This window comes from Parabacteroides sp. AF18-52, assembly GCF_003479145.1.
GTDB classification, from domain to species: domain Bacteria; phylum Bacteroidota; class Bacteroidia; order Bacteroidales; family Tannerellaceae; genus Parabacteroides; species Parabacteroides faecis.
This window is the reverse complement of record NZ_QUGR01000021.1, coordinates 66075-92066: the sequence shown is the minus strand read 5'-3', so window position 1 is coordinate 92066 and position 25992 is coordinate 66075. Positions and strand designations below refer to the sequence as shown.

The following is a 25992-nucleotide window of genomic DNA, read 5'->3' as shown; positions in this document are numbered from 1 at the left end:
CTTCAATCAATCATAAGCGACTTCAAAAATATCACCTTTTTGCATGTCCACTCTTACGATACCGTAAGGGAGAGTGATCGGATCGAATATCTTCTTATTCCTATAATACTTCTCATGTCCGGTCCGTTCGGGTAACTTCAACTTCAAGGTATTATCGGTTGTTGCAGTAATCTGCGCATGCTTAACAGCCCCATTGTTCCAGGACAGATCAACCTGAAAACCACCGCGGGCACATAAACCTTTATAACTGCCCGTATTCCATTCTTCCGGCAAGCATGGAAGGAGTTCCACATATTCTTCGTGGCTCTGGAGCAACATCTCCATAATACCGGCTGCACCGGCTTCGTTACCGTCGAAAACGAATATATCCGTCGGAGCACCGGCAATACCTTTCGGAGAGATCGTCAGCATGTTCTCGCGACTTAGGTCGTTTATTAATCCCAACACACTTTCACTGGCTTTTTTGCTATCCTTCAGGCGGGCAAAGAAATTGATCATATTGGCCCTGCTCCATTCCACGTCTTCCCAATCGGCTGCATTCAGACGGCGGTCGATAGTCACAGCAGCGGCTTTCGCCCATTCGGGCGTTTCTTCCGGTGTTATCTGTGCATAAGGATACAAAGCAAGCAGATGGCTGGTATGCCGGTGATTAGGGACAGCCTCCTCATAGTCTTCCTGCCACTCCTGAAGCTGACCGTATTTCCCTATTTTAAAAGGAGGCAACCGGTCGATTGCATCGATCACACGTCCTCTTAATTCTTCATCTACCTGTAATAACTCAGCTGCACTCTGGCAGGCATTCAATATCTCATAAACGATCACCCTGTCACAAGTCGGCATCATGGAAAGCGGCAACTGTTTGCCGTTCCAAAGGAATGCATTTTCGGGTGAAGTAGACGGACCGGTGACCAGATAACCGCTATTCGGATCTTCTATCATATAGTCGAGGAAGAATAATGCCGATTGTTTCAGAACCGGATAGGCTCTCAACAGGAACACTTCATCGTTTGTAAAGCGGTAATAATCCCACAGGTGAGTTGCCAGCCATGCACCGCCCGTAGGATGAAGCCCCCAGCCTGTTCCCCAGCCCGGAGCCGTAAATCCCCAGACATTCGCCATCGTATGAGCTACCCAGCCGTCACAACCATAAACCGTCTTAGCCGTTTTTGCCCCGGCTTCGGCTAATGTTCCTATATAACTGAACAGGGGGACATTACATTCACCAAGATTACCGACATTGGCAGCCCAGTAATTCTGTTGTGTATTGATATCCAGATGGTAGTCGCAACTCCATTCCATGTTACAAGCCAGATTATCGTTCCATATTCCCTGAAGATTGGCTGGTAACGGAGAATTTTCCCGTGATGCGGAGATCAGCAGATAACGTCCGTACTGGCAAAACAGGGCAATCAGGTCCGGGTCGTTATTCCCTTCTTTCAGTAACTTCAGGCGTTCATCCGTAGCTATATTATTTTTCGCTGTGCCCAAAGAAAGACTGACACGGTTGAACAGACGGCCGAAATCCGCTTCATGTTCTTGCATTAATGTTTCAACTCCTTTCTTTCCGGCATTTTCCACTGTAGATAAAACCACTTCCTTCATATCTCCCGGCACAAAATCCGTACGAAGGTCTGCTATAAGGACTACTTCATCGGCATTTTCCACAGACAGGCTTTCCTTATTCTGTCTGATAATCCCTCCTTCCGTCAGAACTTTCACTTTCCCGTAGAAGTTTACACCACCGGGACCAAAGGTTGGAAAATCGACCTGGCCGGAAAAAGAAATGGCATCTCCTTCCGTCGTTACAACGGATTTCCTTAATGGATTCAAACCGACTTCCAGATTCTGTTTTCCTTTCTCCGAGGCACTGAGACGTACCACCAGGACATTAGCCGGATTAGAACAAAAATATTCACGAGCATAGGTCACGCCATCCTGCTGATAGGTTACGGATGCAACACCCCTGGCAAGATCAAGCGAACGGATATAACTTTCTGTTGCTCCGCCACTTTGCCTGAAAGTCAGTTCTATATCACCGAAAGGGACATGCGTTCCGAAAGAATTGCGAACGCCGACCAGCTTTTCTGAAGCCAGGGCGTTCCCTTCCTCCAGTTTACCATCCAGAAACATCTGCTGTATATCCCGCCATGCCTCTTTTCCGAAAGGCTTCTCCTGTTCCGGGTCGGGCTGTCCGGACCAGAGCGTGATCTCATTGAAGGCTATATTGTCTTTTTCTATGCCCCCAAATACCATTCCACTCAACCGCCCGTTACCGATGGGCAACGACTTCATCCAGTCGTCCGAAGGTTCGTCATACCACATCTTCACAGGGCTTTCCTGTGCGGACAGACCTTGCACCAGTAGTCCGAAACTAAAAACCAGACACAACCATTTCTTTTTCATAATAATACTCTTAACACGATTCGTTCCTTTTCTTTTCCAATGCCAGTTTATAAAGCTCATCCTGAAGAACAACATATTGCCCTAAATAACTTTCTTCCATCATTCCGCCGGATTCGCTCGCTCCGTTTGTTTCAATAAACAGGCTGATCCGTTTACTCATTTCTATATATTCATCGAAACCTTCACAGGATGAGTTCAATACGCTGATGATCGTTTTGTATCTCGGGGTATCCATAATAATCTAATTTATTTTAATTCAACAATACACAAAGATACTATTTTCTCTAAACCAAAGCCGATTCAGTCTTGTTTTTATCGAGCTTATGAAGGTAAACTGGAGGATATTAAAGCTGAAACTGGTGGATGCCAGGCTCTATTTCGTGAGCCTTATTGTAGGGTTGCTAACCGGGTTGGTAGCAGTTCCTTACCATTATTTATTACAACTTTTCTACAACTACCGGAAAGATTTCTTTGAATCGTCGCCTCCCTGGTATCTTCACGTTATCGCATTTTTCGCTTTCTGGGGTGTACTTATTTTCGTCTCCTGGCTGGTGAAACGCTGGCCTTATATATCAGGTGGAGGTATTTCGCAGACGCGAGGGGCGATCAACGGCAGAATCGTTTACAAACATTCCCTACGGCAGTTACTGGCTAAGTTTGCCGGTGGAGTACTGACGCTGAGCAGCGGTCTTTCCATGGGACGTGAGGGGCCGTCCGTCCAGATGGGATCATACATCGGGGACCTGGTCGGTAAATGGGGACATATCCTGAGTGGCGAACGGAAGCAATTGCTGGCAGCAGGCGCAGGTGCGGGATTGGCGGCTGCTTTTGCCGCTCCATTAGCTGCGGCTACCCTGGTTATCGAATCGATCGAACGTTTCGATGCTCCCAAGACAGCCATCACAACCATTCTGGCAGGGGTCGTTGCCGGAGGCATCGCCAATATGATATTCCCTATCAACCCTTATCACGAAATAAATGCGGTCGCCCCGGACCTTTCGTTCAAAGTACAGCTCAAACTATTTCTATTGTTTGCCGTTATCGTATCCGTTTTCGGTAAGTTCTACTCATTGCTAATGCTTTATGTCAAAAGGTTGTATCCTGCCATAAAGCAGCCTGAATATATCAAGCTGCTGGGATTGCTGATCATGGCTTATACCATCTCACTGACATTGACAGACCTGACCGGCGGCGGCGAACAGTTCCTGATGCAACAGGCTTTAGGCGGAAAAGAGAGCATCTTATGGATTACCGGAATGATGTTACTGCATATGGTGTTCACAGTCTACTCGTTTTCATCCGGACTGCCGGGAGGAAGTTTTATTCCGACATTGGTCACCGGCGGACTATTGGGTAAAATCTGCGCTTTGTTACTGGTACAACAGGGGGTTATAGCGCCGGAAAATATCAGCTATGTCATGCTGATCGGAATGGCAGCCTTTCTGGTTGCCGTCGTGCGCACCCCTATCACTGCCATTATTCTGATCACGGAGATTACCGGACATTTCGAGGTATTCTACCCTTCGATCGTTGTCGGAGGACTAACTTATTATTTCACGGAACTTTTGGAGATCAAACCTTTCAACGTCATGTTTTACGAAGAGATGATCAAAAAGCCGATCTTTCAGGAAGAAAAACGGCTAAAGCTCGACGTTGAAGTGATGGCAGGTTCTTATTTCGACGGGAAACAAGTAAACACACTACACCTGCCAAACAACTGTATCATCATCAACATCCACCGTGACCGCAAGGACCTCCCTCCTGCCGGACAAACCATCCTGCCCGGCGACCAGCTTACGCTCGAGATCGACGCGCAGGATATTGAAAAATTATACGAACCGTTGGTGAGTATGGCAAATATTTATTGAATTTACTTGTTTATGCAAAGAACAATATCAGTAACTGTGCTGTCAATACACGCAGGAACATGGTCAGCGGATAGACTGTTGCATACCCCACAGAAGGAGCATCATTTCCGGCCGTTGCATTAGAATAAGCCAATGCAGGGGGGTCGGTCGTACTACCGGCAATCAGCCCCATTAACGTGAAGTAATTCACTTTGCAGAAATAACGACCGATACAACCGATGATAAGCAAAGGCACAGTAGTAATAATAAAGCCATAACCGATCCAGGCGAAACCTCCATTATTTACGATCGTGTCGACAAAACCATCTCCTGCACTGATACCGACACAGGCAAGGAATAAAGTAATACCGATCTCACGCAACATCAGGTTGGCACTTTGGGTCGTATAGGTGATTAACTTATACTTATATCCGAAACGGCTGATCAGGATAGCTACGATCAGCGGACCGCCTGCCAATCCAAGTTTTACCGGCTGGGGAATACCAGGGAAAGTGATAGGAATACTTCCCAGGATAATACCTAAAGCAATTCCGACAAAGATAGTGATCAGGTTCGGTTCGTTCAGGCGTTTCATAGAGTTACCCAACACCTTTTCTACATTCGTTACAGCTGTTTCAGTACCCACAACATTCACACGGTCGCCTACCTGAAGCGTCAAAGCCGGAGTTGCCACCAGATCCACACCGGCACGGTTAATACGCGTTATATTGATACCATACAACTGGCGCAACTTTAACTGGCCTAAACGTTTTCCATTTAGTTCCGGTTTTGTAACCAGAATACGACGGTTAATAAACTGGCTCTCCATGCGGATCCACTGTTTACGTTCCATATCGATCTCTTCACCGATAAATGTTTTGATGGTCTGAGCATCCTGTTCGGTCGTAATGACAAAGACCTTATCGTTCTCTCTTAACAAAACATTTGCCGAAGCAATCTCGATCTGCTTATTGTCATCATGCCAGATACGGGAAATAACGAAGTCGCGGTGTTCCAGCAAAGCAGATAACTCACCGACAGACTTATTGAAAACAGCCGGATTTTTTACAATCAATGAAATAGGTTTAGCTTCATTGGTATGAGAAGCATCCGTTTTGTTCAGATCCTCATTTTCCTTATCGAAAGAAACCCGGAATACATAGCGGATAAAGATAAGGGACAAGATAATCCCGATAACACCCAATGGATAAGCAACGGCATATCCTAATGCAATTGTATTATCTGTAAAGCCGTGCATATCGGAAAAGGCCTGCTGCGCAGCTCCCAGACCTGGTGTATTCGTTACTGCTCCGGATAAAATACCAACCATAGTCGGCATCGGAATACCCGTCACATAATGCAGGATAATAGCTGTCAGTACTCCCAAGAAGACGATTCCACAAGCCAACATATTCAATGTAATACCACCTTTTTTGAACGAAGAAAAGAAACCCGGACCTACCTGCATACCTACGGAATAGACAAACAAGATCAAACCGAACTCTTTGAAAAAGTGAATCACATTATGATTGATCGTAAAACCAAAATGGCCCAATACAATCCCCACGAACAGAACCAGTGTAATCCCCAGCGATACACCAAACACTTTAATTTTTCCTAACTGAATACCCGCCGCAATAACAAACGACAGCAGCAGGATGGAGTGCCCAATGCCTTCTCCCCATAACAAATCATTGATCCAATTCATAATATTCTATTAAAAAATCTTTTCGCCATTAAATAAAGTTCGCAAAGGTAGCCATTAAGTTTGTGTTTAACAACATAAACACTATCTTTACCCGAGAAAAAAATAAATGTTCATGAAAAGATTATACAGCTTGACACTGGCTTTCTTACTGGCGGCTGCAAGTCTTAACGCTCAAAGCTCAGAAAAAGCAGTGACTATCAAAACGAACGTTGGGACCATGAAGGCCCGGCTATACGACGATGTACCGAATCATGTACGTACATTTATCAACCGCGCCCAACAGGGAGAGTTCAACGGTACACTTTTTACCCGTGTTATCAAAGAGTTCATGATCCAGGGAGGAGCACCCGATTCAAAGAACGCACCTGCCGGAGCACGTTGCGGTTTCGGTGATTCGTCGGCAGAGATTATGCCGGAACTGAAAGATAAATATTTCCACAAGAGAGGTGCCCTTGCTGCCCCGCGCCAGAATGACGATGTCAATCCGGAAAAGAAATCGGATATGTCGCAATTCTTTATCGTACAGGGGAAAGTATATCGCAACGGGGAACTGGATACACTGGAACTGATCGCCAACCAAGATATACGAAAAAAGGCGCTGGATAAGTACTATCGTCCTATTGCCGTAGACCTGAAAATGTTGAAACAAAGCAACAAACGGGAATATAACAAACGAGTAACTGCTGTGAATGCCCAAATAGATTCCATGATTCTGGCAACGCCAGGTCACCTGATCTTTACTGAAGAAGAGCGGAAGGCATACACAACAGTCGGCGGATGCCATCATCTGGACGGTATTTATACGATTTTCGGTGAACTGACAGAAGGGTTCGATGTGTTGGATGTTATTGCCAACCAGCCGAAAGACCAATATGACCGTCCCCAAAAAGATATCCGGATTATTAGTGTTACAATAGAATAAAATTCATCCAATATGCTGAAAAGAGATTTAATCATGGTACAGATAGAAGAACTAGGCAAGATGGTTGCCCAGGTAATCTTCAATCGTAATAACAATGCTGCCGGAAAGAATCCGGAACTGATACAAACCGTTTTCGAGAACCTGAAACTGGATCAGGATTTCCTGATGACAACAGCTCCCGACGATATCCTCCGTTTCCTCGACAACGAAGAGAAGAGTGGTATCCTACGTCTTGAAATAGCGATCAAAACCTTGATCGAAAGTAGTTACCAACAACCGAAGAACCAACAGGATATACTCCGCCGGGCAAAAGAATTGCTGGAATATCTACAGACGCATGATACCACATTCTCGCTGGAAAGGGTTAATCTGCTGAATGAGATCGAAGAACAGATAAATAGCTGAGTCTTGATTTCAGGGAACCGAGTTCAATAACTCGGCTACTCCTTCCGCACAACGTTCTCCATCGATCGCTGCGGAGACAATGCCGCCTGCATAACCAGCTCCTTCCCCGCAAGGGAAAAGTCCTTTTATGGTTATATGCTGATAAGTGTCCCGATCACGAAGAATGCGAACGGGAGAAGATGTACGTGTCTCCACTCCTATCATCAGAGCTTCGTTGGTCAGAAAGCCTTTCGATGTCTTGCCGAAATGACGGAAACCATCCCGCAAACGACTGGTTACAAATTCAGGCATCCAAAAATGAAGCGGTGAAGCCAACAACCCAGGCGTATAAGAAGAGACAGGCAGGTCAAATGAATTCTTCTTATTAACGAAATCGTTCATACGCTGGGCAGGGGCTATCTGTTTCATGCCCCCGTTTAACCAACAGACTTCCTCCAAACGTTCCTGAAAAGCCATCAGGGCCAATGGAGAATCGGCAGGAACTGTTATCTCTTCGTGTTTCATCAGTTCTGTATAGTCTTCCGGACGGATCTCGACCACCATGCCGGAATTGGACCAGCGGGAACCACGATTGGACGGAGACATACCATTGACAACGACCTGTCTGGGACCACTTGCCGCCGGCACTACGAATCCTCCCGGACACATGCAAAAAGAATAAACTCCCCGACCGTTTGCCTGGGTTACAAAACTGTACTCGGCTGCCGGAAGATACTTGCCTCTTCCTTCTTTCCGGTGATATTGAATCTGGTCGATCAGTTCTTGTGGATGTTCCAGACGTACACCTACGGCAATACCTTTTGCTTCGATAGGAATCTGTTTCTCATAAAGATAGCGGTAGACATCACGAGCAGAATGGCCTGTAGCCAGAATTACCGGACCATAGAAGCTTCTGCCTGTATTAGTCTCCACTCCGATCGCTTCATCTTTTTCGATGATCAGTCTGTCCATACGGGTTTCAAAATGGACTTCTCCGCCACAGCGGATGATCTGTTCACGGATATTTTCTATCACGCGGGGCAGTTTGTCTGTTCCTATATGAGGATGGGCATCAGCAAGAATAGATGTGCTCGCTCCATGCTGGCAGAAGACATTCAATATTTTATCTACCGATCCGCGTTTCTTGCTGCGGGTATATAATTTACCATCGGAATAAGCTCCGGCACCACCTTCACCGAAACTGTAATTCGATTCACCGTTTACAGTATGTTCACGGCTGATCAGGGCTATATCCTTTTTACGTTCCCGCACATTCTTTCCTCTTTCGAGGATGACCGGACGCAAACCCAATTCGATCAGGCGAAGGGCAGCGAACAATCCTCCCGGACCGGCACCGACAACAACGACCTGTTTTCCACCCGACACATCCTTGTATTCCACAGACTGAAATTCCGGTTCTTCCGGCTGTTCACCGATGAATGCACGTAGCTTAACGTTCACATAGATCGTACGCTGGCGGGCATCGATAGAACGTTTTAAAACCCGGACAGCCTGTATATCTTTCGGAGCAGCACCGGTCTCACGGGCCACCACCTGTTTTAATGACTGCTCATTTACTGCTTCTTCCGGCAAGATGCGGAGTTGTAATTCTTGTATCATTATTTTAATCCTTTATGCTTAATTATTTAGTACAGGGGTATATAAAAAATAAGACCTCCCTGTGCCCGAAAGCCACTCCAGTCAGCATTCTTTGTTAATTTTTTGCTTTTATCTCCATCCATATACAGCTTCTTTACCGCATCCCATTCATAACCTATACTTAGGTTTACAGCAACAAAACTACATAACTTTAAACGGGCACCGATTGCAGGAGCCAGGAAAAAGTTAGGTCCGGTAAACTTTAACTGCTCTTCCATTCCCGGAACGTTTTCCGGTGCCGGATTACCTGATATATTATAATGTAATGATTCTTTCAGATTCACATTATTAAATATCATCCCAGAAGACATTTCCAGGTAAGGTTGCAAATGTAATTCACCTAAAAGAACATCGGTCAGCGTGTAACGGTAAAAGATACCCGCTTTATATCCCTTGGTTCGTATCACCAGACTATAATCTCCCGAATAATCCGAAACCCCTTTCTTACCCGCGGTATTCATATAGTCAAACAGACCTCCCAACTGGTGTCTTTTCCATTCAAAACCAATCCGCATATCATGCATCAGATAACCAGGAAAATTGTCTGTCGTCTTCACTCCATTCAATTCGGGCAACATGGTATTCAACAGATCTTTCATTCCGGACAGATTATACGAACCAAAGCCCGCATTATACTCTACGGTAATCTTTTGAGCATTTCCGGCAAATGAGCCGGTTAATAAAAAAAATACAATTATAAGCCTTTTCATTTCTTCAGATATTTTTCTATATGCAAAGCATATCCGGTATTGGACAACAAGACATTCCCATACAATTTACATTCGGAAAAAGAAGAGACTTCCTTTGTATACAAGACTGTATTGGTCTTCATATCTATAACTTTTACATTTCCCGAACCGCGTAAAAGCAAGAAACCGGTCTTGGGATCAACGTTGCTTACTAACATTCCCGGATAATCCAACGAATGTATCAATGATAGGTCACGGCAGTTATACACCTGTATCTTTCCATTTGTCGAGACAATCAGCTGTTCGGGATTCAGAGGATTCATGCATAAACCGGAATAAGACAAATCCATCTTTTTCATCGATACGGGTCGGTTATTTTCCAGAATAACCATCGTAAATCCGCTTCTATCGCTATTCTCACAACACAGATAACGTCCGTCGGACGAAAAAGAAGCGTTATACGCATTCAGATATTCCGAAAACTCGAAAGAATTTTCCAATGCCCCGTCGGACATACGGTAAACAAATACAGTCTGATTCAGAGAAGAAACAAGGCAGACCAATTTATCATCTTTCGTAAAAGTCATCGCTCCAACAAAAGAATAGAGATTTCCAAGCTTGATTGTTCGTACATGCTGCATTTCCTTGCTTTCCAACACATCTATCGTCTGATTATGAGCTGCTGCCATCCGGCTATTATACATAGACAATGCATAATTGTTCACATTATTACCGTCCGGACCTTTATACTCTTTATACCGAATGATGTCCGGCCATAGCCAGTTTGTTATTTCACCGTATGAACTGACATACATTATATCTTCCTGCACATTATAGCCATAACGCGCCCAGTTCTGTTCCGGGGCAATTAATATACCTAAACTTGCCTGTACACTTTCATATTTGTGTATATTGGCACCGAACACACGGTCTGCCTTATCCCAGGGAAGGACCTCAACGACCATCTCAGGATTCGATGCACCAAAAGCAGCATATGGAACACGAATAAAATCAGCAGCATACTCACTGACTAGCAGTTTCCGGTCATACTCGATGTTCATAACCGACTTATAAGGTCTTATAATGTTTATCTGCAAACTGTCCGGATCACTGGAATCATAGGTGATTTCCGGATACTGCATCGGTAGGTTGGCATATCCTAACAACCACGGGGTTCTGCCATTCTTAAAATAAACAGAAACCTGATAATCTGTAGATTGACCGATGTGAGATTTGCAAATATAGGAGAGCTGATCCCGATCGGTTATCTTCACATCCAGACTAGAACCGATCACCCTGTAATAATCGAATATCGATTCATTCAGTAACGGTTTCTCCCATGACAGTTCCAGATAGCCATCGGCATTCGTTTTGTAAGTCAGACTGTATGCAGGTTCTTCATAGGTTATGACTTCGACTGGCCAACTATATGTACCCAGGTAATTTTCCATTCCTGTCTGATCGGCAATACTTCCGGAGCCGGAGCTTACGTATATGTCACATTTTAATGTATAATTACCAACCGGAACTTCTCCTTTATTAATAACAAATACACCGGAAGCAACCTTCTCTATCCATTGCTTCTCTCCCATGTTAAAGATACAAACAACCAGTTTATGTCCTGAGGTATTCAGATTATACTTAATCGTCGTACTTTCTTCGGAAATAACAATCTTTTGACCATCATTATCGGCAGTCAGTTCAACACTCATCTCAATCTCGCCTGCAGGTTTTTCCACATCAATGAAGTTGTCTCCTACCTGATATTCACACCCTGTAAACAAAAGGATGAAAATATACAAAAGACATGATACATTTTTATTCATTCGTTATATCTGATTTTTCATACAAGAAATATTTATCCAAACAATTGCCGGAAAGCCTCTTCTACTTTCCGTACCTGTACTATTTGTATCTTACATTTATTGGTATCGAACCCTTTCAGGTTATTATGAGGAATGATAATACGTGAGAATCCTAACTTCTCCGCTTCCAGAATACGTTGCTCGATACGGTTGACAGGACGGATCTCTCCCGACAAACCGACTTCACCGCACATACAGACACCTTGTTCGATACTGATATCCAGACTCGATGAAAGGATCGCACTGATAACAGCTAAATCTATCGCAGGATCGTTTACCTTCAAACCACCGGCAATATTCAGAAAGACGTCTTTCTGTATCAACTTAAATCCGGCACGTTTCTCCAGGACGGCCAGAAGCATATTCATTCTCCGAAGATCGAATCCGGTCGCACTACGTTGCGGAGTCCCGTAGACAGCAGAACTGACCAATGCCTGTGTCTCAATCAGGAAAGGACGTATCCCTTCGATGGCTGCAGCAATCGCCACACCGCTCAACCCTTCATGGTTTTGTGTCAGCAATAACTCTGACGGATTGCTGACTTCACGCAAGCCATCCTGACGCATTTCATAAATACCCAGTTCCGCCGTGCTACCGAAACGGTTTTTAATGCTCCTGAGGATGCGGTACATATAATGCTGATCGCCTTCGAACTGAAGAACCGTATCGACGATATGTTCCAATACTTTCGGTCCGGCAATACTTCCTTCTTTATTAATATGGCCTATCAACAAAACAGGCACACCACTTTCTTTGGCATATTTCAGGATTGCAGCACTACACTCACGCACCTGCGATACGCTACCGGGAGAAGATTCTACGATCTCCGTATAGATTGTCTGGATAGAATCTATGATTAATAAATCAGGTTGTACGTTGCGTGCCTGGATAAATATTTGTTCCAGATTCGTTTCACTCAGGATAAAACATTCCGGATTTTCGTGAGCGATACGATCGGCACGAAGTTTCAGTTGCCGGCTACTTTCCTCGCCGGATACATATAATGTTTTCAAATTATTCAGCCTCAAAACAGTCTGCAAAACCAGGGTAGACTTACCGATACCCGGCTCACCGCCGATCAGTACCAATGAACCTTTGACCAAACCGCCTCCCAGGACACGATTCAGTTCTTCGTCTTTCAAATCAATTCGGGTTTCTTCTTCGGATGTAATGTCACGCAACAAAACCGGACGGATTTTTCCTGTTTCCGTAATACCGGGAATAATACGTTTTGCTGCAGGTTCTTTAGTAGCTACGATCTCTTCCACATAGGTATTCCACTCGCCGCAATTCGGACATTTACCGATCCATTTAGGAGAGTCTGCTCCACAATTGGAGCAGACGTATACTGTTTTTGTCTTAGCCATACATCTTTAAGATTTGGCGTAAAGATAGGAAAAGTTAGCCAAATAAGTCGAGTGTAAGTTGTTTCTTCTCCGCCTCCAGCTTACGCAGGTGGCGCTTGCCTTGCGGAGTAACGATTTCCATTTTATCAAAACGGGTACGAATCACAGTGGTCACGGTATAGCTGATATTGATCGTCTCGCCCATCTCACTTAATTTACGAGCAATCTCCAGTACACAATCGATGCACATACCGCTTGTAAAAGATATCTTTTCATCGAACATCTGCTTTTTGAAATCTTCATCGCACATGTAGAAGTCGATCGTCTCGCCACCTTTGTTATAAATACCTTTCCAACGATAACGACTATCCTTCAATACCGGCGAGATAATCTCAATGGTAGCTTTATTATCTTTGACAGTCGGCAGGTCATCCGAACGAAGAATAAAGTAATCAAACTGTTCGCGCTTCACCTCCAAGGAGCCGGAACGGCTACGATTTTTATCATTTAATTCACGTACATTGATCTTCGTTACTTTGGGATATCCACGCAACGCTTCGTAAAAGTTGGATTTATATTTACAGAACTTCGGCCAGGATGCCAACAATTCCACCAGTTCGCGAGGTATCAAAGCCCCCGCCTGTTTCAATTTAAGCGAACGTTTCAATAAGGAGATTTCCTTCTGCATATCCTCTTCGTCGGCATTCGTCCTGTCGACTAAAGGTTGACCGCCGACAGACAATGTCGGCCTGGTTAAAACCTGCATCAGAATATTCAATACTACTGAGATAGAGCGCGAACTCTCGCCTGCTATCGGCCATACGACCCGGTATCCGCCTTCCTGCGAAAAGGGTTCACAATGGGCAGTCATCTTCACGTCCAGTACATCTGCCAACACACGCAGCATGGAAAGTATCTCTTTCTCACAGCGATGTTTGACCCAGGCATCCATATAACTGGACTTATCGTTAAATGAATAACGTAATTCAAGTTTGTTGTCAAACTTTATCATAAAGTCATCGTGTTATTTGTCCTAATTCCTGCTAATTATTTCACGGGTTGTTCTTTCGGTTTACGGTCGAAGAACGGGTTTTTTGAAGAGGCGCTGACCGGAATGGCCATCACACTCCTGCTCTCTCCCAGCCATCCCAAACGTTGGGCTGCCAGACCAGCACTGAACATAACACGGGTATCCAGACGCAAATCGGATGCGGTTGCACAAGCCGAGCCGATAGCAATACCCAAATCGACAGAGTTGATAGCACACGGTACTTCTGCCGGCTTCTCTACGCAGGTTTCAAAACCGCAATGAGCACAGTTAAGCCCTTGTACCTGTTGCCGTGTACCCAATATCACGATTGCTTCCGCACTTAAAATATTATCTGCATCACGCAAAATGAACTTAAATCCGGTCTCTGCCGCCAGGTTCAGCATCTCGTCAGACAAACGTTGTATATCTTCGCCGGTAACCATTGCTATTTCTATAATATCGATCCCCTTCCCCTTGGGAGCCGTACGGGCAGCCGTCATCATCTGACAGACAGCCTCTAACACATGTTCGTGCCGTATTTCTCTTTCGTTCTGTATCATCTTTTTATTGGTTTAGCAGGAACAAAGATACACTTTTACTCGCTTTCGAGTTCAAGATTAGTCATCTTTTCTGTAATCATGAACGGATAATCGGGATATTCATACAAGCTGAAACGCGGTTCCGTCTTTCCTTCGCAATAATTCCAGATGCTGCGATATTCTTTCACGTCCTCTCCCATCTCTTCCAATTGCCTCAAATAAGCAGCCACCGACTTATTCTCTACAATATATACTTGCCCCAGCTTATCGATGATCGGACTATGGCGACGGCCTGTATCATGATCAAACTTCAGGATGCGCTTCCCTTCGGCCGTTAATCCTACGGTTTTAAATGTCATACTTTTACCTATTGCTGGAAGATTCAGAACATTACGGTCTGTGGCTGCGAACAACAGATGATTCTCACGCAGGAAATTATATAGTTTCCTGCCTAAAGGACGTTTATTGGTCACTATATCGTCCAGTTCTGCCAGCTTATCATCGGGTACTCTACCGAAAATCTTCTCTTCATGTTGTTCCTGGAGCGAACGGCTGTTTGGAGTAAAAACAGCATAATTTTCATGGAAGCCTTTCACCGAGAACGTATAATAACATATCACACCGGCAGAATTGAGCGTCTGCCGTAATTTGGCAGTATGTCCGCGGCGGGAAGCAGCAACCGTATAAACCAACTGGTTCGTGATCACCCATCCGGCATCGAGTATCGCCTTTATAGCACGTTTAGCTTCAGGAGTCACTTCCAAAGGGGATTGAAAATGTGTTTGAACAATAAACTGGGAAACTCCGACAGTCGATGCTTTTTCCTTGAACTCTTTAAGGATAGATACCAGTTCGTCGGTAATTCGCAAAGGTAGATAAGCAAGCAAACGTGACCCCAAACGGACTCGTTGCAATTCGGCCAACTTCTCACCTTCCGGACGCAGTTCATTCGCCTTGCGTTTGCGGACCGCCATTTTATATACGGCTTCCAATATTTTACGTAATGTGGCGTTCTGGCTCATCAGGGCATCTCCCCCGGTGATCAGTATATCACGCAACTGTGCGTCTTCTTCAAAATAATGCATTAAACGGCGCAACTTCTTATCCCAGGTCTCTTTCGGTTTCAATGCTTCAAAATCGAAATTAAGACGTTCACTCTGAAAGTCATACATACGTTGACAAGAGGCGCATAAACCTCCGCAGGCCCTTCCCATCGAATCAGGGATCAGAATAGCAACCTCTGGATAACGACGGTGAATATTATGTCCTTCCGGCAAAAGCCATCCGGCTGCATTCGGCTTACCGGCTTCCACGATATCTTCTTTTTCCCAGGCTTTTATACTGCCGTAAGTATCGACCAGTTCATTTGAATAAAGGATATATGAACGGATCGTTTTATCATCATATCCATCTTCTCCGGGATTCAATAACGACAAGTAGTAAGGTGTAACGAAAAACGGCATTCCTTTTTTCCTGGCCCGCGCAAGGAGTTGCATCATTTCTTCCGAAAGGGATTCTCCCAGGAAATAATTCAATTCCGTCGGACTTTTGATTGCCAAAGCCAGATGAAAACGTGCAGTATTCCACCATTCTTTCACCTGGTCATACTTTTCTTCATAAGTCATTTCCGGTGAGAACTGAAAACGGGAAGAAGGAGCGTTCCTACGTTCGATCTTACGGATCAGTCTCTTTATAATACGGTCTTTATTGGCTTCACGTATCGCAATGACATCTTCATCCAATCCTGTAGGCCAGCGATTCATCTGGCGTTTCACCAAAGCACGGTCCGGCTCAACAGTCTCCGGATGTTCTAACAACGTGAACTGATGATAAAGATCTATAAACAGGTCAGGTGAAACCTCTTCCGTCAACTTTCCTGCCAATAATTGCCAGAAATAAGTGATAGTCTGTATAGACATCTCCTCTCCGGTCGAAAGCTCATCTATCGGAGATCCGTCATATTCTATTAAAAGTAAAATACGCTTCGCCACGGCATTCCCCATATTACTGCCACCTCCGTTGATTTCAATCCGGGAAGAAACGAATGAGCGTAGAGCTTCCCTGAACAATTTCACGTTCCGGCTCTCTTCCGCCATTGTCACCAAATGAGGAAAGTCCCTGTTAAACACTTTGAGTAAATAAGAATTGTCGTACGTTAGTTCTTTTCTTTTAATCATAAACATCACTGCTTTTTAGATAGATTAGAATAATATTATAAATCATGCCACTCACCTGGAGAGATTATATCCGGGGATACGGGTTATCAAATCATAAGAAATGGTTGAAGTAGTCCAGACTGTTACACATGTCCACAAATATAACATTTTTAATCGAAAAACTATGAATATCCACTTTTAAAACATTCTAATCGACAAAAAATAAAGAGCAAAATGACATTTCTGTGAGTTTTTAATTACATTTTGATCTCATTTAGGGCATTACACGAGAAAGAGGGTATTTTTACTTTTACACAAACCTTGAAAAATATGCGTTATAATTTGTTTTTATCAAAAACTATTTTTATTTTTGTGACAAGTAATATTTGAGGCTAAAGCCTCTCATTTTTAGGTAAAGGTATTGGTCATTATAAGTATTAAAAAAGTCTACTTGTGAAAGTAGACTTTTTTATTTTATCCAGAACACACCTCTCTTTTGTAACAGAAATGTAACAGTTATTTCACTCTGCCGAAATACCGAATGCCTTCCTTTGCAGAAAATAATTAATTTTGTAAACGATGGAATGAATTGTTCATTTCAAATAAAATAAAAAGACTATGGATATGCCCCGAATTCTTGTTGTGGATGATGAAGAGGACTTGTGCGAAATCCTCAAATTCAATCTGGAAATAGAAGGTTACGAAGTGGATACCGCCTTCAGTGCAGAAGAAGCTTTGAAAAAGGATCTATCTGCTTATCAACTACTTTTACTGGACGTCATGATGGGAGAAATCTCCGGATTCAAGATGGCGAGTATTTTAAGGAAAGAAGAAAACACTTCCAATATCCCGATTATCTTCCTGACAGCGAAAGATACTGAAAACGATATGTTGACAGGCTTTAACCTGGGAGCGGACGATTATATTTCAAAACCATTTTCGATCCGTCAGGTAGTCGCACGTGTTAAAGCCGTGTTACGAAGAACGGCTGAAAAGGAAAAAGTCGATATAAACGAGCGTCTCAACTATGAAACATTAGTGTTAGATACAAAACGTATCAAAGCATCGGTTGACGGCAAAGAAGTACCCCTGACCAAAAAAGAATTTGAAATACTTAAATTACTATTGGAGAATAAAGGGAATGTTTTTTCACGCGAAGAGATACTGTCACGCATCTGGAAAGACGAAGTATATGTGCTGGACCGTACAATAGACGTAAATATTACCCGGTTACGGAAAAAGATAGGCCCTTACGGAAAAAACATTGTTACCCGCCTCGGCTTCGGTTATTGTTTTGAATGCTAATCCTGTTATTTGAATTATGGTAAGAGTAGAAAAGATGAGAAACCGGATGCCGTTCAGTCAACGGCTATTCTGGTCCATTTTTGTGATGTTCCTTGGATTCACTGTTTGTTTTCTGTTGTTTCAATATCAACGGGAACGGGAATTTTCGCAGGAAAAGTTGAATAATGTATTGAGTAACTATAATTACCAATTATTTCGCCGTACCCAGCAAGATGCCGATATTAACAAAGTCGTACAGCAATTCATCGAGGAGATTCCACAGAAAGAGTTACGTGTAACAATTATCGATCCTAACGGTAAAGTGCTATTCGATAATAGCGGAACAGAAGAATTTAATAATCATAACGACCGCAGCGAAGTACGTAAGGCCCGTTTGTATAACGAAGGCTTTGCCATCCGAACCTCCGGATCGACAGGCAGACGATATTTTTATTCGGCCAGCAACATCGGCAGCTATATCTACCGCTCGGCACTCCCTTATGATCCGTATGTGCAAAGTGCCTTATCGACAGACAAGGACTTCATATATTTTATGATATTGATGACCCTGATTTTTTTCTTTGTCCTCTCCCGTTTCACTTTCAGTATCGGCCGGACCATCTCCAAATTACGAGATTTTGCCCTGAATATTGAAAAAGACCGGATACCGGAGACTGATTATACCTTTCCCAATGATGAACTAGGCGATATTTCAAAGAACATCATCACTTTATATCATCAACAGCAAAAGGCAAAAGACGAACTCTCTATGGAGCGTGAAAAGCTGATAAAACATTTCCAATATGCCAAAGAAGGGTTTGCCATGTTTACACCCGAAGGGAAAGAGATCCTGTCGAATATTCTTCTCATTCAGTTCTCGAACGTTATCTCCGACAGTCAGATACGGCAAGCCGAGGAAGTGATAGAGATCCATGAGTTGGAACCGATCAAGGCATTTCTGAATAAAAATATTCCTAATACGAATCGTAAACGCAAGGTTTTGCGTGAATCTGTCACCATCGATAAGAACGGAAAAATATTCCTGATCGAATGTATCCTGTTCCTGGATAACAGCTACGAGATCTCCATCAATGACATTTCGCGCCAGGAAGAGGAAAGCCGGATGAAACGTCAGCTTACACAGAACGTAGCACACGAGTTGAAAACACCCGTCAGCAGCATTCAGGGATATCTGGAAACGATCATCAGCAATCCGGAACTCACTTCCGACAAACGTCAGTTTTTCCTGGAACGTTGTTACTCACAAAGTACCCGCCTGACAGGATTATTACGGGATATTTCTGTTCTGAACCGTCTGGACGAAGCTTCCGACATGTTCGATCTGTCTGATATAAACATTCCGAAACTGATCGCAGAGATCCAAAAGGAATGCTCAAAAGAGATGGAAGAAAAACAGATTACTTCCGAGATTATTTTGCCCGGTGATCCTACGATACACGGTAATTATTCATTATTATATTCTATCTTCCGGAATCTATATGACAATTCAATTGCTTATGCCGGAGAAGGAAGCCGGATCACGGTAAACTGTTATAAGGAAGATCCTAAATTCTATTATTTCAGCTTTGCAGATAACGGTGTCGGTATTTCAGAAGAACATATCAACCGGATCTTTGAAAGATTCTACCGGGTGGATAAAGGACGCAGCCGGAAAGTCGGAGGAACCGGATTAGGATTGTCTATCGTTAAAAACGGAGTCAATTTCCATAAAGGACAGATCTCTGCAAAAAGCAGCCCGGGGAAAGGAGTCACTTTCTTCTTTACCCTGAAGAAAAAATTATAAACATAAATTACATGTATATATAGTATATAAATGTGTCGTATTTTATATCTTCGCGCCCTATTTTTCTTAAAAGATAAGGCAAAGATGAATATAAAAGATTTGACATGCGGTCTGGATTTCGGAACATCCAATTCCATTATATCACTCACAGACAAAGCAACACGGAAGGAAGTATTTTCATACAGCACCAGTTCCATTCTGTACTTTCCGGACACAAATGAAATGAAATACTATGTGGGAAAAGAAGCCCACAATAAATACATAGAAGAAGAAATGACCGGGCGTCTGCTGAAATCCGTCAAGACGCTGCTCCGTCAGGACAAATTTCTTTCTACCTGGATATCCGGTAAAAGAATGACGCCCGATCAGCTCGTCACCTGCATCATCCGCCATCTGAAAGAAAAAGCGGAAGCCTTTACCGACACAGAAATAACCGATGTGATACTCGGAAGACCTGCTGTTTTCTCTGAAGACATAAAACAGGAAAATCTCGCTGTCAATCGCTTGACGCTTGCCGCCCGCAATGCAGGTTTCAAAAATATCAAGCTGCAACTGGAACCAATCGCTGCTGCCCTCTCCTACGAACAACAACTCGATCATAGTGAAAATGTACTGGTAGCTGATCTCGGCGGCGGTACGTCCGATTTTACCATTATGAACCTGTCGCCCGGGAAAATCCGGAAAGAAGACCGCAAAGACGATATCATTGCTCATGGCGGTGTCTATATTGGCGGTGACCTGTTTGATTCGGAAATCATGTGGTACAAAGTGACTCCTCACCTGGGCCGCGGTGCCAAATATCAATCCTACGATAAGGAAATTGAAGTTCCCTCCATCCTTTACCGTGAACTGAAAAACTGGGAAAGGACATTTATGCTGAAAGAAAGTAAGCTGCGCCGTTCGATGGATAGTTACTATCATCTTTCAGGTAACAATCCCAGAATAAACAATGTCAGGGTTTTAATAGACAATAACTATGTATTCTCCCTATTCAAAAGAATCGAACAGTCCAAGATAAACCTCTCGGACGGAAAAGAAACTACGATAGACTTTGAAAAGGATGCTATCAGCATACACGAACCTTTCACACCATCCGAGTTCGCCACGATCATCGAACGACATACGAACGAGATCGAGCAATACCTCCGCAAGATGCTCGAAACAGCCAAATACAAAGCCGAGGATATCGATTCGGTTTTCATCACAGGCGGCAGTAGCCTTGTTATTCCGGTAAGAGAAATTCTTTATCGTATCTTCGGAGAGGATAAGATACGCACAGGGAATACATTTAATAGTGTGGCATACGGGTTATCGCTCAGTTACTAATCTCTAATAGATATCAAAACAAAGGCTATACGAAAAACTCATCGATGCTTTTCATATAGCCTTTAATTATACCTTTGATTTTCTATCAACGTTCGGATATCGAAACATAAGTCGCTTCTTCCAGAACATTCTTATAAGCCGGACGGATGATACGTTTACCGTCGAAGTGCAGCTCTTCGATACGGTGGGCAGTCCAACCGACAATACGTGCCATAGCGAATAGCGGTGTATAGATTTCCTGCGGCAGACCGATCATTTCATAGACAAAGCCGGAATAGAAGTCTACGTTTGAAGAAACACGCTTCTTCGTTCCTTTATGCTTCGCAAAACATTCTATAGCACGTTCTTCCAGTAACTCCAGGAAGGCGAACTCTTCTTCGCGTCCTTTTTCCTTTGCCAGATCGCGGGCCAGTTCTTTAAGTACGACGGCACGCGGATCGGAAATGGTATAGACGGCATGACCGATACCATAAATCAAACCGGTTTTATTATAGGCTTCTTTATTCAGCATACGCATAAAATACGTATCTATTTCATCTACATTCTTCCAATCGCCGATGTTCTCTTTCAGGTGATGGAACATATCGACAACCTGAATATTGGCTCCACCATGCAACGGGCCTTTCAGCGAACCGATACCAGCCGCAATGGAAGAATAAGTATCAGTTCCTGTCGAACTGGTTACGCGAACCGTAAAGGTCGAGTTGTTACCACCGCCATGTTCAGCCTGTAAAACAAGCAATAAATCCAATGTACGGGCATCCAGTTCGGTAAAGTCTTTCTTCAGCATGTGCAGGAAGTTCTCTGCAAGCGAAAGATTTTCGTGCGGGTGGCGAATATGCAACGAACGGCCGTGTGTACTATGACGGAAAATATTATAAGCATAAGCTATTATGGTCGGGAACCGGGAGATCAGTTCAATAGACTGACGCATCAGGTTGTCACGGGAGGTATCGTCCGGATTCGGGTCGAAAGTATACATTTCCAGTACGCTACGAGCCAATATATTCATAATATTCTGGCCTTCCAGATCGAGAATATTCATCTTTGTTTTCTGTTCCAGCGGCATGTTGTCGCAGATCAGTCCTTTGAAAGATTCCAATTCCTCCTTATCGGGTAATTTGCCGGAAAGAAGCAGATAAGCAACCTCCTCAAAACCGAAACGTTTTTCCTTGATCAGGGCATGTGCTAGATCTTCGACATCATAACCTCTGTAAAACAATTTCCCGGGGATGGCTTTCAAACCGCCGTTATCCGGCAGACGTTCGTAACCGACCACATTACCTATCTTGGTCAATCCGACCAATACGCCGCTGCCGTCTTCATTGCGCAGACCGCGTTTCACGTTATACATCGGGAACAGTTCATTATCAATCTTGCAGGCATCCTTCGACGCATCCGACAGCTTATAAATAAGATATTCTTTTTTCATCACGAATTATTTTTACGAGGTTACAATAAAGATATGATACAATCACCAAATTCCTTGGTGCCAAGAGTTTTTCCTTCCGGCATAAAGCGTGCCAGGTCATTCGTTGCTTCTCCTTTTGAGAATGCTTCTTCCATAGCAGCAGTGATCAGTCCGGCCGCTTTATCCCAGCCCATATATTCAAGCATCATCACGGATGAGAGCAAGAGGGATGACGGATTCACGATATTCTTTCCGGCAATATTGGGAGCCGTACCGTGGGTTGCTTCAAAAATAGCATAACCACTGTCGTAGTTAATATTGGCACCCGGTGCAATGCCTATGCCGCCAACCATCGCTGCTAACTGGTCCGATATATAATCGCCATTCAGATTCAGAGTTGCGATAACCGAATACTCTTCGGGAATCAACAGGGTGTTTTGCAGGAAAGCATCTGCTATCACATCCTTGATGATCACTTTTCCGGCAGCAGTCGCTTCAAACATCGCTTTAACGGCTTCAGCTTCGCCTTTTTCCTTTTTGATCTTTTCATATTGCGGCCAGGTGAATGTCTTATCTCCGAACTCGCGTTCTGCAAGAGCATATCCCCAGAGCTTGAAACCACCTTCGGTAAATTTCATGATATTACCTTTATGCACCAGCGTTACGCTCGGTAATTTATTCGTCAGAGCAAATTCGATAGCGGCACGTACCAGGCGTTCGGTTCCTTCTACAGAGACAGGCTTCACACCGAACGAAGACGTTTCCGGGAAGCGGACTTTCGTCACTCCCATTTCTTCCGTCAGGAACTTCAGGAATTTAGCAGCTTCCGGCGTTCCCTGCTGCCATTCGATACCGGCATAAATATCTTCCGTATTTTCACGGAAGATGTACATATCCACTTTCTGCGGCTCTTTTACCGGAGAAACAACCCCTTTGAACCAACGGACAGGGCGCAGGCAGACATACAGGTCGAGTGTCTGGCGCAAAGCGACATTCAGGGAACGGATACCGCCACCGATCGGAGTAGTCAGCGGTCCTTTTATACCGACCATATATTCGCGGAAGGCATCCATTGTTTCTTCTGGTAACCAGCTGCCTGTTTTATTAAATGCTTTTTCACCAGCCAGGACTTCTTTCCATTCTATGGAGCGTTTACCACCGTATGCTTTTTCAATAGCGGCATTGACAATCTTCTGACTGACCGGGGTGATCTCTGCTCCTACACCGTCACCTTCTATATAAGGAATAACCACCTTGTCCGGGACAATCAGGCGGCCGTTTTGTTTTGTTATTTTATTCATTGTGATAGTTTATTAATGTGCTACATTCAATGCCGACCCGGCTTTGAACCATTTGATCTGTAAATCATTGTACGTATGATTTACGGGGAATGACTCCTGTGTGCCGTCCGCATGATACAAGATAGCTGCCAAAGGTTTACCCGGCGCAAAGTCTTTCAGACCGACGATAGAGATATGATCGTTTTCGCGGATCTTATCATAGTCTTCCTTATTTACAAAGGTCAGGGCCAGCATGCCCTGTTTTTTCAGGTTCGTCTCATGGATACGGGCAAAACTCTTGGCAAGGATCACCTTCACATTCAGGAAGCGGGGTTCCATTGCCGCATGTTCGCGGGATGAACCTTCACCATAGTTTTCCTCAGCAACCACAATGGACGAAATACCTTTCGCCTTATACTGTTTGGCAACAGCAGAAACAGCCTCATATTCATTATTCAACTGATTCAACACTGCATTCGTCTGGCCGTTGAAAGCATTCACTGCTCCCATCAGCATATTATCGGAAATATTTTCCAGATGACCACGGAAACGCAGCCACGGACCGGCCATCGAAATATGGTCTGTCGTACATTTACCGGACGCTTTTATCAAAAGCGGCATTTCCAACAGGTCATTTCCGTCCCACGGGGCAAAAGGCTGCAAGACCTGCAAACGATTTGATTCGGGATTGATATTTACTTCCACATTCTTTCCGGTCGGAGCCAGATAACCGTTGTCTTTGACATCGAAACCATCAGGTGGAAAATCCGTACCCTGCGGTTCACGGAGTTTAACTTCACGACCGTCTTCGGTCTTCAATGTATCTGTCAGCGGATTAAAGCAAAGGTCTCCTGCAATTGTCAAGGCAAGTGTCAGTTCCGGAGAAGCGACAAAAGCATGTGTGTTCGGATTTCCATCTGCACGTTTGGCGAAATTACGGTTAAAGGAGGTTACAATAGAATTCTTTCGGGTGTTATCGTCGGTATGACGTTTCCACTGTCCGATACACGGGCCACAAGCATTTGCCATGATCGTTGCACCGATCTTTTCAAAGTCACCGATAATACCGTCACGTTCGGCTGTGTAACGGATCTGTTCCGAACCCGGATTGATAATCAACGGAGAAGCGACAGGAATCTTATCTTCAAAAGCCTGACGGGCAATGGAGACAGCACGGCTCAAGTCCTGGTAAGAAGAGTTGGTACACGAACCGATCAGACCGACTTCCATCTTACGCGGATAACCGTTAGCCTTCACTTTAGCAGCAAATTCAGAGATAGGTGTCGCTGCATCCGGAGTGAACGGACCGTTGATATGCGGTTCCAGTTCCGATAGGTCGATCACGATTACACGGTCGTAATATTCATCCGGCTGTGCCCTCACTTCCATATCGGCTTCCAGATAATCCTGAATAGCGTCGGCCCAGGCGGCAACCGTATCACGTCCGGTGGCACGCAGATAAGTAGCCATATTCAGGTCGTAGGGGAATAATGAAGTAGTTGCTCCGACTTCGGCCCCCATGTTACAGATCGTCGCTTTTCCCGTAGCGGAAATAGAGGAAGCACCTTCACCGAAATATTCGATAATGGCATTCGTCCCGCCTTTCACTGTCAGAATTCCTGCCAATTTCAAGATGACATCTTTTGGAGAAGCCCAGCCATTCAGACGTCCGGTCAGTTTAACACCGATCAGTTTCGGCATCTTCAGTTCCCATTCCATACCGGTCATTACATCGACCGCATCAGCGCCACCGACACCAATGGCAACCATTCCCAAACCTCCGGCATTCGGCGTATGGGAATCTGTCCCCACCATCATTCCGCCGGGGAATGCATAATTTTCCAGCACAACCTGGTGAATAATGCCAGCTCCGGGCTTCCAGAAACCGATTCCGAACTTATCGGATACGGATTTAAGGAAATCATATACTTCGCTGTTCCCCTTGGTCGCTGTTTCAATATCCGCTTTCGCCCCGATATTTGCCTGGATCAGATGGTCGCAATGAACGGTAGCAGGAACAGCCGATTTGTCTTTTCCAGCATTCATAAACTGCAACAATGCCATCTGCGCTGTCGCATCCTGCATCGCCACACGGTCGGGACGGAAGTTCACATAATCATCTCCGCGCCTGAACAAGCGGAGTGCTTCTTCATCATATAAATGAGCATATAAGATTTTCTCGGCCAAAGTCATCGGACGACCGATCTTTTCGCGGGCCGCATCTACCCGTTTCGGGAAATTGGAATAAAAGCTTCTCAGCATTTCAATGTCGTACACCATATTATAATCCTATTAGTTGTTTGTTTATCAGAATGCTTGTTTGTATGCAAATAAAACGA

General features: G+C 44.3%; 19 protein-coding genes. 6 read left to right on the top strand and 13 right to left on the bottom strand.

Annotated features, from left to right (window positions below; all coding sequences use genetic code 11):
- Positions 1-6 precede the first annotated feature (6 nt).
- Both DWX23_RS22100 and DWX23_RS22095 read right to left on the bottom strand, forming a co-directional pair.
- Positions 7-2403 carry a glycoside hydrolase N-terminal domain-containing protein gene (locus DWX23_RS22100; RefSeq protein ID WP_122376089.1) on the bottom strand — a complete coding sequence of 799 codons (2397 nt, stop codon included), beginning with the start codon at positions 2401-2403 and terminating at the stop codon, positions 7-9.
- Positions 2404-2413: 10 nt separating this feature from the next.
- Positions 2414-2638 (bottom strand): hypothetical protein, encoded by a 225-nt coding sequence (locus DWX23_RS22095; RefSeq protein WP_122352656.1) that lies wholly within the window; start codon positions 2636-2638, stop codon positions 2414-2416.
- Positions 2639-2726: 88 nt separating this feature from the next.
- Here DWX23_RS22095 and DWX23_RS22090 point away from each other — a divergent pair, with 88 nt between their 5' ends.
- Positions 2727-4271 (top strand): ClC family H(+)/Cl(-) exchange transporter, encoded by a 1545-nt coding sequence (locus DWX23_RS22090; protein WP_122376088.1) that lies wholly within the window; start codon positions 2727-2729, stop codon positions 4269-4271.
- A 10-nt stretch (positions 4272-4281) separates the two neighbouring features.
- Here the strand turns inward: DWX23_RS22090 and DWX23_RS22085 are convergent, their stop codons facing one another.
- The gene (locus DWX23_RS22085) at positions 4282-5958 is read right to left on the bottom strand and encodes a putative transporter (protein ID WP_122376087.1); all 1677 of its coding nucleotides are present in this window, start codon (positions 5956-5958) and stop codon (positions 4282-4284) included.
- Positions 5959-6070: 112 nt separating this feature from the next.
- Between DWX23_RS22085 and DWX23_RS22080 the strand changes: the two genes are divergently transcribed.
- Positions 6071-6880, top strand: coding sequence for a peptidylprolyl isomerase (locus DWX23_RS22080; protein ID WP_122376097.1), 810 nt, complete (start codon positions 6071-6073; stop codon positions 6878-6880).
- A gap of 33 nt (positions 6881-6913) precedes the next feature.
- Positions 6914-7285, top strand: a complete 372-nt coding sequence (locus DWX23_RS22075) for a hypothetical protein (protein ID WP_233587740.1) — start codon at positions 6914-6916, stop codon at positions 7283-7285.
- A 9-nt stretch (positions 7286-7294) separates the two neighbouring features.
- Here DWX23_RS22075 and DWX23_RS22070 read toward each other — a convergent pair whose 3' ends face one another.
- From DWX23_RS22070 to DWX23_RS22040, 7 genes are read right to left on the bottom strand one after another with little or no spacing between them, the layout of a single operon-like run.
- Positions 7295-8884, bottom strand: a complete 1590-nt coding sequence (locus DWX23_RS22070; protein ID WP_122376085.1) for an NAD(P)/FAD-dependent oxidoreductase — start codon at positions 8882-8884, stop codon at positions 7295-7297.
- A gap of 26 nt (positions 8885-8910) precedes the next feature.
- Positions 8911-9633 carry a hypothetical protein gene (locus DWX23_RS22065; protein WP_122376084.1) on the bottom strand — a complete coding sequence of 241 codons (723 nt, stop codon included), beginning with the start codon at positions 9631-9633 and terminating at the stop codon, positions 8911-8913.
- Complete coding sequence (locus DWX23_RS22060) at positions 9630-11438, bottom strand: hypothetical protein (RefSeq protein ID WP_122376083.1); 1809 nt, start codon at positions 11436-11438, stop codon at positions 9630-9632. The genes DWX23_RS22065 and DWX23_RS22060 overlap by 4 nt, the downstream gene beginning before the upstream one ends.
- A 32-nt stretch (positions 11439-11470) precedes the next feature.
- Positions 11471-12844: a DNA repair protein RadA gene (gene radA, locus DWX23_RS22055; RefSeq protein WP_122352649.1), complete on the bottom strand. Its 1374-nt coding sequence runs from the start codon at positions 12842-12844 to the stop codon at positions 11471-11473.
- A 34-nt stretch (positions 12845-12878) separates the two neighbouring features.
- A complete protein-coding gene (locus DWX23_RS22050) occupies positions 12879-13835 on the bottom strand; it encodes a hypothetical protein (protein ID WP_122376082.1) in 957 nt (318 codons plus the stop codon).
- 35 nt (positions 13836-13870) lie between these two features.
- Positions 13871-14413, bottom strand: a complete 543-nt coding sequence (locus DWX23_RS22045; RefSeq protein WP_122376081.1) for a ferredoxin domain-containing protein — start codon at positions 14411-14413, stop codon at positions 13871-13873.
- 35 nt (positions 14414-14448) lie between these two features.
- A complete protein-coding gene (locus DWX23_RS22040) occupies positions 14449-16569 on the bottom strand; it encodes a KamA family radical SAM protein (protein ID WP_122352854.1) in 2121 nt (706 codons plus the stop codon).
- Positions 16570-17166: 597 nt separating this feature from the next.
- On the opposite strand from DWX23_RS22040, the gene DWX23_RS22035 reads away from it, so the two are divergent.
- The 3 genes from DWX23_RS22035 (at position 17167) to DWX23_RS22025 (ending at position 20962) form a co-directional block, all read left to right on the top strand.
- Positions 17167-17853 (top strand): response regulator transcription factor, encoded by a 687-nt coding sequence (locus DWX23_RS22035; RefSeq protein WP_122376080.1) that lies wholly within the window; start codon positions 17167-17169, stop codon positions 17851-17853.
- A 16-nt stretch (positions 17854-17869) separates the two neighbouring features.
- Positions 17870-19636, top strand: coding sequence for an ATP-binding protein (locus DWX23_RS22030; protein ID WP_122376079.1), 1767 nt, complete (start codon positions 17870-17872; stop codon positions 19634-19636).
- 84 nt (positions 19637-19720) lie between these two features.
- Complete coding sequence (locus DWX23_RS22025) at positions 19721-20962, top strand: Hsp70 family protein (RefSeq protein WP_122376078.1); 1242 nt, start codon at positions 19721-19723, stop codon at positions 20960-20962.
- Between the two features lie 85 nt (positions 20963-21047).
- Here the strand turns inward: DWX23_RS22025 and DWX23_RS22020 are convergent, their stop codons facing one another.
- The 3 genes from DWX23_RS22020 to DWX23_RS22010 are packed head-to-tail and all read right to left on the bottom strand — an operon-like array spanning position 21048 to position 25933.
- Positions 21048-22394 (bottom strand): citrate/2-methylcitrate synthase, encoded by a 1347-nt coding sequence (locus DWX23_RS22020; protein WP_122376077.1) that lies wholly within the window; start codon positions 22392-22394, stop codon positions 21048-21050.
- A gap of 20 nt (positions 22395-22414) precedes the next feature.
- Positions 22415-23674 (bottom strand): NADP-dependent isocitrate dehydrogenase, encoded by a 1260-nt coding sequence (gene icd, locus DWX23_RS22015; protein ID WP_122352642.1) that lies wholly within the window; start codon positions 23672-23674, stop codon positions 22415-22417.
- 12 nt (positions 23675-23686) lie between these two features.
- Positions 23687-25933 (bottom strand): aconitate hydratase, encoded by a 2247-nt coding sequence (locus DWX23_RS22010; protein WP_122376076.1) that lies wholly within the window; start codon positions 25931-25933, stop codon positions 23687-23689.
- Positions 25934-25992 lie beyond the last annotated feature (59 nt).

What these genes read in the sequence shown, in the direction of transcription:
- DWX23_RS22100 (WP_122376089.1), bottom strand. Translation starts at nt 2,403, where the DNA reads ATGAAAAAGAAATGGTTGTGTCTGGTTTTTAGTTTCGGACTACTGGTG.
- DWX23_RS22095 (WP_122352656.1), bottom strand. Translation starts at nt 2,638, where the DNA reads ATGGATACCCCGAGATACAAAACGATCATCAGCGTATTGAACTCATCC.
- DWX23_RS22090 (WP_122376088.1), top strand. Translation starts at nt 2,727, where the DNA reads ATGAAGGTAAACTGGAGGATATTAAAGCTGAAACTGGTGGATGCCAGG.
- DWX23_RS22085 (WP_122376087.1), bottom strand. Translation starts at nt 5,958, where the DNA reads ATGAATTGGATCAATGATTTGTTATGGGGAGAAGGCATTGGGCACTCC.
- DWX23_RS22080 (WP_122376097.1), top strand. Translation starts at nt 6,071, where the DNA reads ATGAAAAGATTATACAGCTTGACACTGGCTTTCTTACTGGCGGCTGCA.
- DWX23_RS22075 (WP_233587740.1), top strand. Translation starts at nt 6,914, where the DNA reads ATGGTACAGATAGAAGAACTAGGCAAGATGGTTGCCCAGGTAATCTTC.
- DWX23_RS22070 (WP_122376085.1), bottom strand. Translation starts at nt 8,884, where the DNA reads ATGATACAAGAATTACAACTCCGCATCTTGCCGGAAGAAGCAGTAAAT.
- DWX23_RS22065 (WP_122376084.1), bottom strand. Translation starts at nt 9,633, where the DNA reads ATGAAAAGGCTTATAATTGTATTTTTTTTATTAACCGGCTCATTTGCC.
- DWX23_RS22060 (WP_122376083.1), bottom strand. Translation starts at nt 11,438, where the DNA reads ATGAATAAAAATGTATCATGTCTTTTGTATATTTTCATCCTTTTGTTT.
- radA (WP_122352649.1), bottom strand. Translation starts at nt 12,844, where the DNA reads ATGGCTAAGACAAAAACAGTATACGTCTGCTCCAATTGTGGAGCAGAC.
- DWX23_RS22050 (WP_122376082.1), bottom strand. Translation starts at nt 13,835, where the DNA reads ATGATAAAGTTTGACAACAAACTTGAATTACGTTATTCATTTAACGAT.
- DWX23_RS22045 (WP_122376081.1), bottom strand. Translation starts at nt 14,413, where the DNA reads ATGATACAGAACGAAAGAGAAATACGGCACGAACATGTGTTAGAGGCT.
- DWX23_RS22040 (WP_122352854.1), bottom strand. Translation starts at nt 16,569, where the DNA reads ATGATTAAAAGAAAAGAACTAACGTACGACAATTCTTATTTACTCAAA.
- DWX23_RS22035 (WP_122376080.1), top strand. Translation starts at nt 17,167, where the DNA reads ATGGATATGCCCCGAATTCTTGTTGTGGATGATGAAGAGGACTTGTGC.
- DWX23_RS22030 (WP_122376079.1), top strand. Translation starts at nt 17,870, where the DNA reads ATGGTAAGAGTAGAAAAGATGAGAAACCGGATGCCGTTCAGTCAACGG.
- DWX23_RS22025 (WP_122376078.1), top strand. Translation starts at nt 19,721, where the DNA reads ATGAATATAAAAGATTTGACATGCGGTCTGGATTTCGGAACATCCAAT.
- DWX23_RS22020 (WP_122376077.1), bottom strand. Translation starts at nt 22,394, where the DNA reads ATGAAAAAAGAATATCTTATTTATAAGCTGTCGGATGCGTCGAAGGAT.
- icd (WP_122352642.1), bottom strand. Translation starts at nt 23,674, where the DNA reads ATGAATAAAATAACAAAACAAAACGGCCGCCTGATTGTCCCGGACAAG.
- DWX23_RS22010 (WP_122376076.1), bottom strand. Translation starts at nt 25,933, where the DNA reads ATGGTGTACGACATTGAAATGCTGAGAAGCTTTTATTCCAATTTCCCG.